Source organism: Micromonospora sp. NPDC049559, assembly GCF_040676675.1.
In the GTDB taxonomy this organism is placed as follows: Bacteria; Actinomycetota; Actinomycetes; order Mycobacteriales; family Micromonosporaceae; genus JBFAPK01.
In genome coordinates this window covers 42893-57536 of record NZ_JBFAPK010000041.1, presented here as the reverse complement: position 1 = coordinate 57536, position 14644 = coordinate 42893, and the positions used below count along the sequence as shown (strand labels likewise).

The 14644-nt window shown below is 73.1% G+C and carries 18 protein-coding genes; 12 read left to right on the top strand and 6 right to left on the bottom strand.

From position 1 onward, the window contains the following. Positions 1-47: 47 nt before the first annotated feature. Genes AB0J86_RS32275 through AB0J86_RS32255 form a run of 5 tightly spaced genes read left to right on the top strand, consistent with a single transcriptional unit; the run spans position 48 to position 5187 of the window. Complete coding sequence (locus tag AB0J86_RS32275) at positions 48-1586, top strand: NAD(P)/FAD-dependent oxidoreductase (protein WP_363861452.1); 1539 nt, start codon at positions 48-50, stop codon at positions 1584-1586. Next, on the top strand, positions 1571-2521 hold the full coding sequence (locus tag AB0J86_RS32270; RefSeq protein ID WP_363861451.1) for a short-chain dehydrogenase/reductase: 951 nt from the start codon (positions 1571-1573) through the stop codon (positions 2519-2521). The genes AB0J86_RS32275 and AB0J86_RS32270 overlap by 16 nt, the downstream gene beginning before the upstream one ends. Then, positions 2518-3342, top strand: coding sequence for an alpha/beta fold hydrolase (locus AB0J86_RS32265; protein ID WP_363861450.1), 825 nt, complete (start codon positions 2518-2520; stop codon positions 3340-3342). Before AB0J86_RS32270 ends, AB0J86_RS32265 begins: the two co-directional genes overlap by 4 nt. Positions 3343-3373: 31 nt before the next feature. Then, positions 3374-3805 (top strand): OsmC family protein, encoded by a 432-nt coding sequence (locus AB0J86_RS32260; RefSeq protein ID WP_363861449.1) that lies wholly within the window; start codon positions 3374-3376, stop codon positions 3803-3805. A 50-nt stretch (positions 3806-3855) separates the two neighbouring features. Then, positions 3856-5187: a PhzF family phenazine biosynthesis isomerase gene (locus tag AB0J86_RS32255; RefSeq protein WP_363861448.1), complete on the top strand. Its 1332-nt coding sequence runs from the start codon at positions 3856-3858 to the stop codon at positions 5185-5187. Positions 5188-5260: 73 nt separating this feature from the next. On the opposite strand, the gene AB0J86_RS32250 is transcribed toward AB0J86_RS32255, so the two are convergent. Continuing rightward, the gene (locus AB0J86_RS32250) at positions 5261-6214 is read right to left on the bottom strand and encodes an endonuclease/exonuclease/phosphatase family protein (RefSeq protein WP_363861447.1); all 954 of its coding nucleotides are present in this window, start codon (positions 6212-6214) and stop codon (positions 5261-5263) included. 314 nt (positions 6215-6528) lie between these two features. Between AB0J86_RS32250 and AB0J86_RS32245 the strand changes: the two genes are divergently transcribed. The 6 genes from AB0J86_RS32245 (at position 6529) to AB0J86_RS32220 (ending at position 9282) form a co-directional block, all read left to right on the top strand. Then, positions 6529-7068 (top strand): MauE/DoxX family redox-associated membrane protein, encoded by a 540-nt coding sequence (locus tag AB0J86_RS32245; protein ID WP_363861446.1) that lies wholly within the window; start codon positions 6529-6531, stop codon positions 7066-7068. Between the two features lie 5 nt (positions 7069-7073). Next, positions 7074-7625, top strand: coding sequence for a hypothetical protein (locus AB0J86_RS32240; protein ID WP_363861445.1), 552 nt, complete (start codon positions 7074-7076; stop codon positions 7623-7625). Next, a complete protein-coding gene (locus tag AB0J86_RS32235; RefSeq protein ID WP_363861444.1) occupies positions 7622-7933 on the top strand; it encodes a hypothetical protein in 312 nt (103 codons plus the stop codon). The genes AB0J86_RS32240 and AB0J86_RS32235 overlap by 4 nt, the downstream gene beginning before the upstream one ends. 88 nt (positions 7934-8021) lie before the next feature. Next, positions 8022-8591: a hypothetical protein gene (locus AB0J86_RS32230; RefSeq protein ID WP_363861442.1), complete on the top strand. Its 570-nt coding sequence runs from the start codon at positions 8022-8024 to the stop codon at positions 8589-8591. Continuing rightward, the gene (locus tag AB0J86_RS32225) at positions 8588-9004 is read left to right on the top strand and encodes a hypothetical protein (RefSeq protein ID WP_363861441.1); all 417 of its coding nucleotides are present in this window, start codon (positions 8588-8590) and stop codon (positions 9002-9004) included. Before AB0J86_RS32230 ends, AB0J86_RS32225 begins: the two co-directional genes overlap by 4 nt. Next, on the top strand, positions 9001-9282 hold the full coding sequence (locus AB0J86_RS32220; protein ID WP_363861440.1) for a hypothetical protein: 282 nt from the start codon (positions 9001-9003) through the stop codon (positions 9280-9282). Before AB0J86_RS32225 ends, AB0J86_RS32220 begins: the two co-directional genes overlap by 4 nt. 160 nt (positions 9283-9442) lie before the next feature. Here the strand turns inward: AB0J86_RS32220 and AB0J86_RS32215 are convergent, their stop codons facing one another. Beyond that, positions 9443-10690, bottom strand: coding sequence for a chitosanase (locus AB0J86_RS32215; protein WP_363861439.1), 1248 nt, complete (start codon positions 10688-10690; stop codon positions 9443-9445). Positions 10691-11037: 347 nt separating this feature from the next. On the opposite strand from AB0J86_RS32215, the gene AB0J86_RS32210 reads away from it, so the two are divergent. Continuing rightward, positions 11038-11919 carry a hypothetical protein gene (locus tag AB0J86_RS32210; RefSeq protein ID WP_363861438.1) on the top strand — a complete coding sequence of 294 codons (882 nt, stop codon included), beginning with the start codon at positions 11038-11040 and terminating at the stop codon, positions 11917-11919. A gap of 123 nt (positions 11920-12042) precedes the next feature. Here the strand turns inward: AB0J86_RS32210 and AB0J86_RS32205 are convergent, their stop codons facing one another. The 4 genes from AB0J86_RS32205 to AB0J86_RS32190 form a co-directional block, all read right to left on the bottom strand. Continuing rightward, entirely contained in the window at positions 12043-12567 is a 525-nt protein-coding gene (locus tag AB0J86_RS32205; RefSeq protein ID WP_363861437.1) for an ATPase, read from the bottom strand. A gap of 286 nt (positions 12568-12853) precedes the next feature. Then, positions 12854-13300 carry a response regulator gene (locus tag AB0J86_RS32200; protein WP_363861436.1) on the bottom strand — a complete coding sequence of 149 codons (447 nt, stop codon included), beginning with the start codon at positions 13298-13300 and terminating at the stop codon, positions 12854-12856. A gap of 78 nt (positions 13301-13378) precedes the next feature. Continuing rightward, positions 13379-13759, bottom strand: a complete 381-nt coding sequence (locus AB0J86_RS32195) for an STAS domain-containing protein (RefSeq protein WP_363861435.1) — start codon at positions 13757-13759, stop codon at positions 13379-13381. A gap of 52 nt (positions 13760-13811) precedes the next feature. Further along, positions 13812-14633: a DeoR/GlpR family DNA-binding transcription regulator gene (locus tag AB0J86_RS32190; protein ID WP_363861434.1), complete on the bottom strand. Its 822-nt coding sequence runs from the start codon at positions 14631-14633 to the stop codon at positions 13812-13814. Between the last annotated feature and the right edge of the window lie 11 nt (positions 14634-14644).

The window sequence follows — 14644 nt, the reverse complement described above, 5'->3', positions numbered from 1 at the left end:
GCGGTGAGAGCGGCGGCGCTCACCGCCGGGCGGCGGTGGGAGCGGCCGTGACAACCGACGACGGGCGTCAGCGGGTCCGGATCGCCATCCTGGGCGCCGGCTTCGGCGGCATCGGCGCGGCGATCCGGCTCCGCCAGCGTGGCCACCACGACCTGGTGATCCTCGAACGCGGCGACGAGGTCGGCGGCACGTGGCGGGACAACTCGTACCCGGGGTGCGCCTGCGACGTGCCGTCGCGCCTCTACTCGCTGTCGTTCGCCCCGAACCCCGACTGGTCGCACCGCTTCTCCGGACAGCCGGAGATCTGGGCGTACCTGCGGGACTGCGTGTCGCGGTACGGGCTCGCGCCGTACCTGCGGCTGGGCCACGAGGTCACCGGCGCGACCTGGGACGGCGACAGCGGCACCTGGCTGGTCGACACCTCCCGTGGCGGCTACCGGGCACAGGTCCTGGTGCTGGCCACCGGGCCGTTCTCGGCGCCGGCGGTGCCACGGCTGCCCGGGCTCGACCGCTTCGCCGGGGAGGTCTTCCACTCGGCCCGCTGGAACCACGGGTACGACCTGCGCGACCGCCGGGTGGCGGTGGTCGGTACGGGCGCCTCGGCGGTCCAGTTCGTGCCCCGGATCGCCCCGGCCGTACGGCGGCTGCACCTCTTCCAGCGGACCCCGCCCTGGATCCTGCCGCGCCACGACCGGCCCACCGGGACGGCCGCCCGGCGGCTGTTGCGGGCCGCCCCGGTCGCGGGGTGGGCGGCCCGCGCGGCCGTCTACTGGGGACGGGAGTGGCGGGCCGCCGCCTTCCTGCACCCCGCCGCCATGCGCCTCGGGCAGGCGATGGCGCGCCGGCACCTGCGCGCCGCCGTCGCCGACCCGACGCTGCGCGCCGCGCTCACGCCGAGCTACACGATGGGCTGCAAGCGGGTGCTGCTCTCGGACGACTTCTATCCCGCCCTGCTCCGCGACAACGTCGAGCTGGTCACCGACGGGATCGCCGAGGTACGCCCCGACGCCGTGGTCACCCGCGACGGCACGGTCCGCGCCGTCGACGCGATCATCCTCGGTACCGGTTTCCGGGTCACCGAGGTGCCGCTGGCCGCGCGGATCCGCGGCCGGGACGGGCAGCGCCTCGCGGACGCGTGGCGGGACGGGATGCGCGCCTACCGGGGCACCTCGGTGGCCGGCTTCCCCAACCTGTTCCTGCTGCTGGGTCCGAACACCGGCCTCGGGCACACCTCCGTGGTCTTCATGATCGAAAGTCAGCTGCACTACCTGCTCGGCCTGCTGCGGCACCTGGACCGCACCGGCACCCGGGCGGTCGAGCCGACCCTGGCCGCGCAGGACGCGTTCGTCGCGGCGGTGGACCGGCGGATGCGCGGTACGGTCTGGCTGCGCGGCGGCTGCCGGAGCTGGTACCTCGACGCGAACGGGCGCAACTCCACCGTCTGGCCCGGCTACACCTGGTCGTACTGGCTGCGGACGCGCCGCTTCGACGCCCGCGCGTTCCGCGGCGTACCGGTCGGCCCGGACCGCCGGGGCGTGCCGGTGCGCGGAGCACGACGAGAGGGGGCGACGTGGGACGAGGGCTGACCGGCGAGGTCGTGCTGATCACCGGGGCGGCGCGGGGCATCGGCGAGCACACCGCCCGGCTCGCCGCCGCCCGCGGCGCCCGGCTCGCGCTGGTGGGGCTGGAGCCGGAACGGCTGGCGGCGCTGCGGGCCGAACTCGGCCCCGACCACGTCTGGTTCGGCGCGGACGTCACCGACCAGGCCGCGCTCACGGCGGCCGTGCGGGGCACCCTCGCGGCATTCGGCCGGCTCGACGCGGTCGTCGCCAACGCCGGCGTCGCCAACCGGGGTACCGTCGCCGCCGGCGACGTCGAGGCGCAGGTCCGTACCGTCGAGGTGAACCTGATCGGCGTCATGCGTACCGCCGCCGCCACCGCGCCGGCGCTCATCGCCAGCCGGGGATACCTGCTGCTCGTCTCGTCGGCGGCGGCCTTCGCGGCGCTGCCGGGGATGGCCGCGTACTGCGCCTCGAAGGCCGGGGTGGAGCAGTTCGGCAACGCGATCCGGCTCGAACTGGCCCACCACGGCGTACGCGTCGGCACCGCCCACCCGTCCTGGGTCGACACCGACCTGGTCCGCGACGCGCGGGAGGACCTTCCCTCGTTCCGGGCCGCGCTGGACCGGCTGCCCTGGCCGGTCGGCTCGACCACCTCGGTCACCGCCTGCGCCGAGGCCATGGTGGACGCCGTCGAGCGGCGCCGCCGCCGGGTCTACGTACCACGGGCCGTCGGGCTGGTGCAGGCCGCCCGGACCCTGGTGCTCAGCCCGGTGAGCGACCTGGTGCTCGGCCGCGGCGCCCGCCGGTCGGTACCGGTGCTGGAGGAGCAGGTCCGCGCCCTGGGTCGCTCGTTCGGGCGGCACACCGCGGCGCGGGAGGGCACGCCGGCCCCCGCGCCGGTTCCCGCGCCGCGCCCCGGCGCCGCGCAGTCCGCCGACGCCCGCCCCGAGGGGGCGTGACGGTGCTGCCCGACGTCGTCTTCGACCGGCGCGGCGCCGGCGAGCCGCTGGTGCTGCTGCACGGCATCGGGCACCACCGGCGGGCCTGGCAGCCGGTGCTGGACCGGCTCGCCGCCCGGCACGACGTGATCGCGCTGGACCTGCCGGGTTTCGGCGGCTCGCCGGTACCGGCCGCCGGGCTGCCCCGGGACATGGCCGAGGTGGTCGCCGCGGTGGCGGCGGTCTGCGCCGCGCTCGGCCTGGACCGCCCGCACGTGGCGGGCAACAGCCTGGGCGGGGCGATCGCCCTGGAGCTGGCCGCCGCCGGCCGGGCCGCCTCCGCGACGGCGATCTCCCCCGCCGGGTTCTGCACCCCGGCGGAGCTGCGCTGGGCGGTAGGCGTACTGCGGGCGCACCGGCTCGGTACCCGGCTGCCGGCGCCGCTGCTGCGCGGCCTGTTCCGGGTGGGCCCGCTGCGCGCGCTCTCGTTCGGCATGCTGCTCGCCCGCCCCGGCCGGCTGGCGCCGGAGGCCGCGTTCGCCGACGCGCGGGCGCTGCGCCTCGGCCGCGCCTTCGAGGCGGTGGCGCGGGCCGGTCGCGGGTACGTCTTCCGGGGCGAGCCGACGGTGCCGGTGACGGTCGCCTGGGGCACCCGGGACCGGATCCTGCCGTACCGGCAGGCGGCGCTGGCCCGGCACCGGCTGCCGCTGGCCCGGCACGTCGAGCTGAGCGGCTGCGGGCACGTACCGATGCACGACGACCCGGACCTGGTGGCCGAGGTGATCCTGGCGACCACCGCGGCGGCCGGCGACGGCGGGTTTCGGGCCGGAGGCACCGGGTAGCCCGCGGAAGACCGACGGGGGGGGACCGCGAATGCCGGAAACGGAGTCCTGGGTACGCGCCGCCGTGGCCACCGCCGAGGGCGGCCGGTTGCGTACCGACGACGGCGAACTCTCGACCGCGCTGGCCTCGCCGCTCGCGCCGCACTGCACGGGGCTCGCGCCCGAGCAGCTGCTGGCGGCGGCCTTCGCCTCCTGCCTGCACCACGCGGCGGTCGAGGCGGCGAGCGAGATCACCGACGAGGCGCACACGGTACGGGTGAGCGCCGAGGCCCGGCTCGGGCGCGACGAGGACGGCAACTACCACGCCGACGTACAGGCCCGGATCTCGTCGACCGGGTTGACCCGCCAGCAGCTCAGCGACCTGGCCGAATACGCCGACCGGCTCTGGCCGTTCTCCAGCGACGGCGCCGGCCGGCACACCGTCAGCGTCGAGCCGGTCGGGGTGCGCAACCAGCAGCCGTAGCGGGCCCGCGCGGCCAGCGGCGCCCCCCGCGCCGTTCTACGATCTTCGACATGCCGGAACAGCCCCCAGCGAACCAGGTCCACCAGTTGCGCGTGGTCGTCGAGGCCGCCGACTACGAGGCCGCCGTGGCGTTGTACCGGGACGTCCTCGACCTGCGGCCGCAGGCCGCCTTCCAGGGCGAGGGCGGCGCGCGCGTCGTCATCCTCGACGCCGGCCGGGCCACGCTGGAGATCGCCAATCCGGCGCAGCGCGAAATGATCGACCGGGTCGAGGTGGGCCGGCCGGTGAGCCCGCACATCCGCCTCGCCTTCCAGGTGGACCGGGCGGAGGCCGCCACGGACGCGCTGGTCGCGGGCGGAGCCGCCCTCGTCGCCCCGCCGACTCGTACGCCCTGGAACTCGCTGAACTCCCGGCTGGAGACCCCCGGCGACCTGCAGATCACCCTGTTTCAGGAGCTGGCCGAGCGTCCGGCCGACCCGGAGCCGGCCGGCGGGCGGCTGCCCTTCGCGCTGGTGGACGTCTTCGGCGACGGCCCGCTGACCGGCAACCCGCTCGCCGTCGTCGACCTGACCGGCTGGCCGGGGACGGTACCCGAGGCGTGGTACGCCGCCGTCGCCCGCGAGCTGAACCAGTCGGAGACCACGTTCGTGCTGCCCGGGCGGGACGGGGCGACGCGGGAACTGCGCTCGTTCACGGCCGGCGGGGTGGAGGTCTTCGGCGCCGGCCACAACGCGCTCGGGGCCTGGTGGTGGCTCTTCGAGACGGGTCGGGTCGCCCGTCCGGGCCCGGGCGGTGCCGTCGTCCAGCTGATCGGCACCGAGCGCCTGCCGGTCGCGGTCGGCGCCGACGGGCTGCTGGAGCTGCGCCAGACGGCCGCGCGCTTCGGCGCGTACGCCGATCCCGAGCTGGTCGCCCGCGCGGTCGGCCTCGGCCGGGACGACGTCTCCGACCTCTTCGCCCCGCAGGTGGCCGACACCGGCGCCGCCCACCTGATGGTGCCGCTGCGCGCCCGCGACGCGCTCGCGGCCGCGACCCCGGACCGGGCGGCCCTGATCGCGCTCGCCGAAGCGCTCGACTTCGAGGGGGTCTACCTGGCCTGGCTGGACCCGAACGCGACCGGGGCCCGGGCGCACACGCGTTTCTTCAACCCGAGGATGGGGCTCGACGAGGACCCGGCGACCGGTACCGCCGCCGGACCGCTCGCCGCCCTGCTGCACCGGGACGGCCGGCTCGGTCCGGACCGGACCCTCACCATCGTGCAGGGCGAGGCGATGGGGCGGCCGAGCACCATCCGCGCCACGCTCGACGGGGACGGCGTGGTGAGCGTCGCCGGCGGGGGCCACGTCACCCTGACCGGCGCGCTGCACCCGCCCGCCGCGTAGCCGTCACCGCGCCGCGTCAGCCGCCGAGGGTCGCCACGTAGCCGAGCGCCGAGCCGGAAGGGCAGGACGCGGCCTAGCCGCGGAAGGCGGCGGTGACCGCGCGGTGGTCGCTGGCCGGGGTACGCAGCACGCCGGCCGAGGTGGCGGTGAGCCCCCGGTACAGCACGTGGTCGGGGCGGATCAGCGGCAGCGCCGCCGGCCAGGTGAAACCGGGCCCGCGCCCGGCGTCGGCCTGGGCGTCGCCGAGCAGGTCGGTCAGGGGCGTGATCACCCGGTCGGTGGTGGCGGTGTTGAGGTCGCCGAGCACGATGAGCCGCCCGGCGGGGTCGGCCCGTACCGCGGCGGCGAGCATCGCGAGGGTGTGGTCCCGGGTGCCGGTCCGCCCCGCCCGGGCCGACCCGAGGTGCGCCACGTAGACGACGACGTCGCCGCCGGGCGCGGCGACCACGGCCCGCAGGGCGCGGGTCCACTCCAGCCCCGTGTCGACCCCGACGTACTCCCGGATCGGAAACCTGCTCCAGAGCGCCACGGTGCTCTTGCTGGCCTGGTACGGGTACCGCTCGCGCAGCCCGGGCCCGACCCGGTCCCGGGTTCCCGGCTCCAGCTCCTGCAACGCGATCAGATCCGGGTCGCTGGCCGCGAGCCTGGTCACGGTGGCGGCCTGGTCCGGGTTGGCGGCGAGCAGGTTCTGGCTGGCCACCCGGAGCTGGGCCGGGCCGGCGTGCCCGCGGGGCAGCCAGGCCGGGCCGAAGAGTCCGGCCCAGACGAGGGCGGGCAGCAGCAGCGCGGCGAGGGCGAGCCAGGCCCGGCGTAGCAGCGCGGCCAGCGCCAGGACGGGGACGCCGAGGCCGAAAAAGGGCGTCACGCTGTCGACCATGCTGCCGATGCCGCGCACGTTGGGGACGAGCCGGTGCCCGGCGAGGAGCGCCGTCAGCAGCAGCGCGGCCAGGGTGATCAGGAGGCCGCGCCGGCGGCGCGGCGTACCCGCCGGCCCCCCGTCGGACGGTTCGATCATGCTCGCGGCCACCAGGACGAGCCTATCGGAGCCGCTGATGATCAAACCCGTAACGACGGGAGACCGGGTCGGGACGTTCTGTCGATCATGTCGCGCCGAGGCGGGACCCGGGCTGGTCGCCGCGTTCATCCGGCACGCCGGTCGGCGACGTACCGGCGTGACGTCCCACGGGCCGCTCGTCGCGACGTGCTTCAATGCCTGCTCATGCCGCCCGCACTTTGATCTCCTATTGACGACAGTGGAGATCACCGATACGTTCGAGATCTGCCACTTAGGGGGTCATCAATGGTCGTCTCAGCACGTCCAATTTGGCCATTCGGGCCGCTATGAGCGCCACAGATAGCGTCCTGATATGCGGCAACGTCGTCCTGGCCACACTGTTGATACGTGCCAGTGCCGGCAAGCTGGTCACGCCAGGGCTGACCGCCTCCGCACTTTCCGAGTTGTTCCCCGGGCTCATGCGATCCGGTAGCGGCATTGTGCGCGCGACCGCCTTGGCGGAGGGCTTGGCCGCGCTCTCGACCGTCATCGCGACCCTGCGGCTTCCAGGCCAAATCCTGGTGGCGTTGCTCGGCGCGGGCTTCGTGCTGCTCGGTGTCGCGGGGCTCCTGAAGGGCAGCCAGCAGCCGTGCGGCTGCTTCGGTGCCAGTAGCACGAGGCCGCTGGGCACTGTCAATATCGCGGCGGGCCTGCTCCTGCTTCTGGTGGCCGCCGTGAACTTCTGGGCACCGCCGCCGGCGGAGCCCGCGAACGTAGCCGCCTACACCTCGATGTGCACGGCGATCGCGTCGATCGGATGGCTGTTCTGGTCGAACCGTGACCGCATCCGAGTGATGGTCAGTGCTCTGCGCGCAAGAACGGAGTAGTCGTCATGGGTGTCATCCTGCCGATCGCCTTCCTGCTCATCACCCTCGCCATCGTCGTGCTGTACGCCATGGTGGGCGAGCTGGCGCGACGCATCCCGGACGGCGAGCCGGCCGAGGACCCCGTGCGGCCGCTCACGGAGTTCCAGCAGGGCACGGCCCCGACACACTGGCCCGACGACCTGAGCGCGCTCGGGGATGCTCCGCAGGCGCTGATTCTGGTCCTGAGTCCGGTCTGCAGCACCTGCACCAACGTGGCCAAGGAACTGGCGCTGCTCGCCCCCGACAAGCTGGACATCCCGATCGGTGTCCTCGTTTCGGCGGCGGGGCGGAACATCGGCGAGGAGTTCGCCGCGCGCCACTCGCTGGCCCGTTACCCACACCTGGTCGACGAGAAAGGAGCGTGGATTTCCGGCAACTTCGGCGTGAACATCAGTCCGACCGGACTGCTGATGGAGAGAGGAGCACTGGCCCAGGCGTACTCGTTCACGAAGGCTACCGACCTTATCCAGACTGTCGTCAAGGCACGGGAAGTCAAGGCACGGGAAGGAGTGTCATGAGCAAGAAAAAGCTCATCAGCACGATCCGGGGATCACGTCGCGGTGTTCTCCGCGGGATCGGGGCGGGCGCCATCGCCTCCGCCGCCACCCTGTTCGCGGCCAAGCCCGAGATGGCCGGCGCCGCTCCGCGGGCCCCGCAGTGCTGCAACCTCGAGCACCCCCCGGGGGATCCGAACTACATCGACTACAACGACTGCCACGCCAGAGCCTCGTACATCTGGGGCTGCGCGGTGAGTGGTTCGCTGTACTGCACCTGCTGTGAGACGGCGGGCAACGCCCAGTCGTCCGCACAATGCCTGCACAGCTAATCGTTTGAAGTGATCAAAAATGGTCACGTGGCTGGTCGTCGCGGGAGTCGGAGCAGTCCTGCAGGTCCTGAGCCCTTGAGGACAGTCCATGGCCGGGGTCGCCGGCCCGATGCTTCGACGCAGCAAGGCCGACGGTAGCCGGTTCCTCGCCGGACTCATGGTCGGCGAGTTGGTCTCGGCCATGTTGCTTGCTACGGCACTCTACGCGCTGGCCACCGCCGTGGCGCTGGTGGTACCCGCGTTCGTTCGCGAGGTCCTGCTGGGAATCCTCGTCGCGGCCTTCGGCGTCGCCGACATGAGAAACCGAACGCCGCACGTGTGGCGTCAGGTGCCTCAGAAGTATGTCCGTTCCATGGCGCCCGGTCGGCTCGGGCTGGTCTGGGGTCTCGATCTCGGCCTGCTGTTCACCACGCAGAAGTCGACCTCGCTGCTGTGGGTGGGGTTGGCGGCGGTGGGTCTGCTGTCCCCGGGCTCCGCTTGGTTTGTGCTGCCTGCCATGGCGTTGATCAGCGTCATCGCGGTCGTGGTGCGCAGCGTCTACTGGGCGCTGCCCAAGGTGGTCGACATCAGTCGTCCATGGTTCGCCCCGATGCGACGGACGCTGGGCGTCGCGCAGGTCGGCCTGGCCGTCGTCGTAATGGTGGGAGCGTGGTCGTGACTGGAGTCGGACGGGTCAGTGACCCTCGCAGCCAGGTGGTCATCACACGTTTCGAATGCCCAAGCCTATGGCGGCTGCTGGTCATCCTGGCCAAGCATTACCGGCTGAAAAAGGAGATACGGCGCGTGGCGGAGGGCTACCTCGGCGGCACCGTACTCGTGCAGTGGAAACAACGAACGCTGTTGAGCTTTTCGCTGTGGCGGAGCCTCGACAGCATCTACGACATGGGTCACTCGAACGGCCACATCGAAGCGTCCCGGGTGCCGGCCAGATTGGGAGTGGCTACGTCCTGCGGCATCTACGCGTACTCCGGCGACTGGCGGCAGGTCATGTTCGGCGTGCCCGTCGCCGCCAACGAGCCGCTGTTCGCCACCGGAGAAACCCGTATCCAGACCGATAGGAGCCCGTTATGACCAGAACACCGACCGATCGCGGTTACGCCTTCATCAAGAACAACCTGGACGGGACGAAAACCGTCTACGTGGCGGGGGCCGTCGCGGGCACCCAGCCGGTGGATGTCTTCGCCACGCACTTTTCGCGACCGGGTGTCCAGATCACCCCGGGAGTCCATACCGTCCCGGCCGGCGACATGGTGCGCACCAGCGGCATCGTGCACGTAACCTCCACCGACGGGGACTTTGTGCTGATTCGAGGCCTACGGAGCGGCCCCGGACCGATCCTGGGCGCGTAGCCCGGTCGCCAAGCCAGATGGGCGCCCTCCCGATCCGATACGGGAGGGCGCCATCCGCGTGACCAACGCCGCCACCAGGCGCGAGCGAGACGAGCCCACTACGCACGCCGCCTCAGCCTCGAACTCCAGCCATGATCTCGAATGGCGGTTGTTGCGCGCGCTAGGAGCTGATGGTGTACGGATCTCCGTAGACCCGCCAGCTCAGCGGCGGGTCGAGGTCGAGGTTGCCGTTGTTGAGGAAGACCCGCTGGGCGGTGTCGACGCGGCTGGTGTCGCTGTGCGCCTCCTCGGTCTTCATGGCCGCCACTCGCGCGTCCAGGAACGCGTGCAGGTACGTGACCTCGCTGCCGCCCTGCGACGGCGGCCGGGCCCGGCTCAGGGCGGTGGCCCGGATGCCACCGAAGCTGACCGGGTCGCTGCCGGGGCCGTGCATCACGATCGCGTCGTAGTAGACGAACTGGCCCAGCGCGCGCAGCCCGTCCTGCTTGGCCTGGTTGACGGCCGGGTTGAAGTACGTCTCGTCCCGCTCGGCGTCCTGCGCCCGCTGGAAGGCCGGGTCCCGGGCGGCGGTACGCCAGTCGCCGGGGAAGCCGGGGTCCAGGCCGGCGTGCGAGTCGGTGCCGTTGACGGCCCGCAGCGCGGGGAGGTACTTGGCGAGCACGTTGCCCGGTACCGCGTTGGTGTAGCGCTGCACCACCTCCAGCATGTCGCCGGTGCCGGAGCAGAATCCGATTATGCCGGCGGTGTAGCCGCGCCCGTCACCGATGTCCTCGATGTACCCGTACTGCGCCCGCCAGTCCAGCGAGGAGTTCTCCGCGCTGGAGACGATCTGCATGGCGATGTCCTTCTTGTGCGGGTCGAAGAGATCCACGCCCGTCCCGGGCCCGGTCGGGGTCGGGCTGGGCGTCGCAGCGCCGCCGGTGCCGTAGACCGTCAGCTCCCACACGGAGTACCCCCACTCGGTGCCCCGGACCGTGCCGTAGAGCCGCACGTAACGGCCGGAGGCGGCCAGTCCGGTCAGGTCGTCCACCCCGCCGTCGCCGCCGCCGGTCGAGTAGACGGTGGTCCAGGCCGCGCCGTCGGTCGAGGTCTGGATCTGGTACGCCCGGGCGAAGGCCGTCTCCCACGCGACGGTCACGTGGGTGATCGTACGGACCGCGCCGAGGTCGACCCGGAGCCACTGCGGGTCGGCGCCCTCGGCGCTGGCCCACCGGGTTCCGGCGTCGCCGTCGACGGCGTTCCCGGCCGCGTACTCCGCCGCCTCGACGGACGAACTGGTCGCGGGTCTGCCCCGGGAGAGGACCGACTCCTCCGCCGCGTCGGCGGGTGCGGTGGAGAGGACGGGTACCGCCGCCACCGCGGCGAGCGCGGCGGTGACCAGGGCCAGTCGTACCGGTGGCTTCACCATGACCTCCGGAAACTATTAAGAGTATTAACACATAGATGGAAGCATCTTTCTCGATCTCCCGTCAACGGCCCGCGACCCCTTCGGCCCAACCCGGCGCGACCCGACCCGCCGGCGTACCCATCAGCCGAACGGCCGACCCGCCCGACGCGGCGGCGGGCGCGGACCGGCGCGCCCGATCTGCCCCGGGGTCGTGCCCCCACAGGTCGCAATCCGGACATTCCCGCCTTGCGTCGGGCGACCCCGGCTGCCCCTGGCCGACCCGACTGCCCGCCTGAACTGCGGAAACTGTGACGCAGGGCACGCCGGGAGAAGATGAGATCGATCTGAACGATGTTTAACCTCACCGGGTGCTTGGCAAGGAGACGGAAAACCAGGAAGTCATCGACGGCGGCGCGGACAACCGGGCGGTGGAACCCCCCTCCCCCGTTCGGTCGATCGCCACCGGGCGGCACCGGGCCGCGCGCATGCGCGGCGACCTGCGCCGGCGGCTCGCGCCCGTCTACTCGGCGCTGCCGGTGCGGCTGGGCCTGGCCGCGATGATGGCCGGCGGCCTGGCCTTCGTCGTCACGAACGAGTCGAGGTCGGCGGTGGACCGCCAGGACACGCTGGACAGCGCGCTCGCGGCGCAGCGGGCCGACGAGCTCGCCGACCAACGGGCGTCGCGGTACGAGCGGGAGCCGATCGAGCCGATCGCCACCCCGAGCGCGACCGCCACCGCCCCACCGGTCACCCCGTCACCGTCGCCCAGCAAAACGGTCAAGCGCGCGCCGAAGCCGGCCAAGCCGGCGCGCCCGAAGCCGGTGGCCGGGCTGACCCAGGCCCAGATGGACAACGCGAACACCATCGTCAAGGTGGGCGTGCGGATGAAGGTCCCCCGGAAGGGCCTGATCGTCGCGATCGCCACCGCGATGCAGGAGAGCAACCTCTACAACCTGGCCAACGCCTCGGTCCCCGAGTCGCTCGACTACCCCAACCAGGGCGTCGGGTACGACAACGACTCCGTCGGCCTGTTCCAGCAGCGCAGCAGCAGCGGCTGGGGCGCGGTCGCCGACCTGATGCGGCCGGCGTACGCCGCCGAGCAGTTCTTCGCGGCGCTGCTCCAGATCCCCGGTTGGCAGCAGATGAGCGTCACCAGCGCCGCCCAGGCGGTGCAGGTTTCAGCATTCCCCGACGCCTACGCCCCGCACGAGGGTCCGGCGACCACCGTCGTCTCCGCCCTGCTCGCCTGAGGCCGCGGGCGCGCCCTGGACGCACCCGCGCCCGGCGTCCGGGCCGGCCGGTGATCGGCGGCCGGCCCGGTCGGCGGCCAGCCCGGTCGCCGGCCGGACGTCGCTGATCGACGTCCGGGCCGGTCAGCGCTCGGTGGCCCGCTCCGCCGCCCCGCTGGCCGCCACCCGGGTCGCGGGCACCCCCGTCGGCGCGGGGGTCGGCTCGACCGGCTCCGGCACGATGGTGACCTCGCGCAGGATCTCGTCGACCCGCTGCTCCCGCTGGCGCCGGGCGTAGAGCGCGGCCTCGAAGTCCCGCCGCGCCTGCACCGCCTCGGCGTAGACCCGGTCCCGTACCAGCCGGGCCTCCTCGCGCGCCGCGGTCAGCTCCTCGCGGGCCCGCGCCAGGATCTCGGCCGCCTCCGTCTCCGCACGGGCCACCGTCAGCCCCGCCGGGGCCGGCACGGGACCCGGCCCGGGTTCGGGGCGGCTGCCCCCCAGTAGCCCGCGCAGCCGATCCACACCGGCCCGTACCGCGTCGATCTCCGGATCGAGTCCGGCGGCGCTCTCCGCCCGCGCCGCCATCCGCGTCAACCGCTCGTCCAGTTCGTCCAGGCAGCAGTCGACCTGATCCTGGTCGTACCCGATGTGCACGACGGAGAACTCCATGCTTTCGCCCCCCAGGCAGCTGGCTCCCTCTTCCCACCTCAGATTCTGGCGAGCCGCGCCCGGCAAATCCGGCTAAGTCAAGAAAAATATTCATTATTCGAGGCGCCGGGGGCGGGTTACCGAAGCCCACACGGCGACGCCCGGGAGCGGGGACAATGCCGGCCACGGCCGGCCTCGGGGCCGACCTCGGGCTGTGGCCGGACCGCCGGGTCGGGCGTCGAGCCAGGGCCGACCCGTGGGGTCGGAGCCGGCGCGTCGGGCCCGGTCAGGGCTGGTCAGCGGCCGATCAGGACTGCTTGGGCAGCACCACGACGCGGCCGAAGAACTCGTCGATCCGGCGTACCACGTCGTTGAAGTCGTCCAGGTCGATCGGCTTGGTCACGTACGCGTTGGCCTGGAGGGTGTAGCTGCCGATGACGTCCGTGTCGGAGCTGGACGTGGTGAGCACGACGATCGGGATCGTCCGCAGGTCCGGGTCGCCCTTGACCTCGCCGAGCACCTGGCGCCCGTCCATCTTCGGCATGTTCAGGTCGAGCAGGACGAGGTCCGGACGCGGGGCGCCGGCGTGCCGCCCCTGCCCGCGCAGGAACTCCATCGCCTCCTGACCGTCGCTCACCACATCGATGACCTTGTCGACGTCGGAGTCGGCCAGGGCCTCCTCGATCATCAGCACGTCCCCCGGGTCGTCGTCCACCACGAGAATCCGTACCGGTCCCGACCTGCCTGCCACCATGTGAGAAACCTGCCTTGATCCGGGGTCGGGTCGGAGAACGATCGGCGCGTTTCGTCCGCCGGCGGGCAATCTATCCCATCACCCGTCGCCGCCGCGATCCTCACCCGGTCCATGCACCGGACGCAGCAGGGCGATCGGGTCGTCGCCTTCCCCGTCGTAGCCGAGGACGTCACCGAGGCCGCTGATCCGCAGCACCCGGGCCACCCGGCCGGTCGCACCCGTGATCCGCAGCCACCCGCCCGCCGCCGTGCCGAGGTTGTCGCCGCGGACCAGGGCACCCATCCCGATGGAGTCGCAGAAGTCCAGTTCGGCCAGGTCGACCAGCAGCCGGTACCAGCCCGTGCCGATCAGGCGGTCGACCGCCTCGTTGAACTCCGGCGCGCTGGTCATGTCGAGCTCACCGGTCAACCGCAGCCGAGCGATCCCCTCCCGCTCGGCGTACGTGACACTGAAGCCCACAGCGTCGCCCTCTCGTCCCGGGACCGCCCGCCGGATGCTTGCAGTCCAGCAATTATAGGGGCGGCGCCGGCGCGGCCGGCAACGCCGAGGTGGGGGTGCCCGGCGCCGCGACGACGACGAGCTCGCCCACCGCGGCCGCCAGCGCCTCCCGCCCCGCCGCCGGCAGCCCCGCGTCGGTGACCAGCGTCTGCACGTCGGTCAGCCGGGCCATCGACGAGATCCCCACGACCCCCCACTTGGTGTGGTCGGCGAGGACCACGACGCGCTGCGCGGCGCCGATCAGCGCCCGGTTCGTCTCGGCCTCCAGCAGGTTCGGCGTGGTGAGCCCGGCCCGCTCGCTCATCCCGTGCACGCCGAGGAAGAGCAGGTCCAGGTGCAGGGAGCGGATCGCCGCCTCGGCGACCGGCCCGACCAGCGCGTCCGAGGGCGTACGGACCCCGCCGGTCAGCACGGTGGTCTGGTCGGCGCGCCCGGACCGGTGGAACGCCTCCGCGACCGGGATCGAGTTGGTCACCACGGTCAGCCCCGGCACCGCCGCCAGCCGGTACGCCAGCTCGGCGGTGGTCGTACCGGCCGAGAGCGCCACGGCCATGCCGGGCGCGACGAGCCGGGCGGCCCGCGCCGCGATCGCCGCCTTCTCGGCGCGCTGGCGCGCCGACTTCGCCGCGAACCCCGGCTCGTCGGTCGAGCCCGGCGCGGCGGCGGTCGCCCCGCCGTGCACCTTCGACAGCAGGCCCCGGTCCGCCAGCGACTCCAGGTCCCGCCGGATGGTCATGTCGGACACGCCGAACTCACTCGCCAGGTCGCTGACCCGGACCCCGCCGGCGACCCGGACCCGGTCCAGGATCGCCGCCTGGCGCTGCTTGGCGAGCATCGCCACACCTC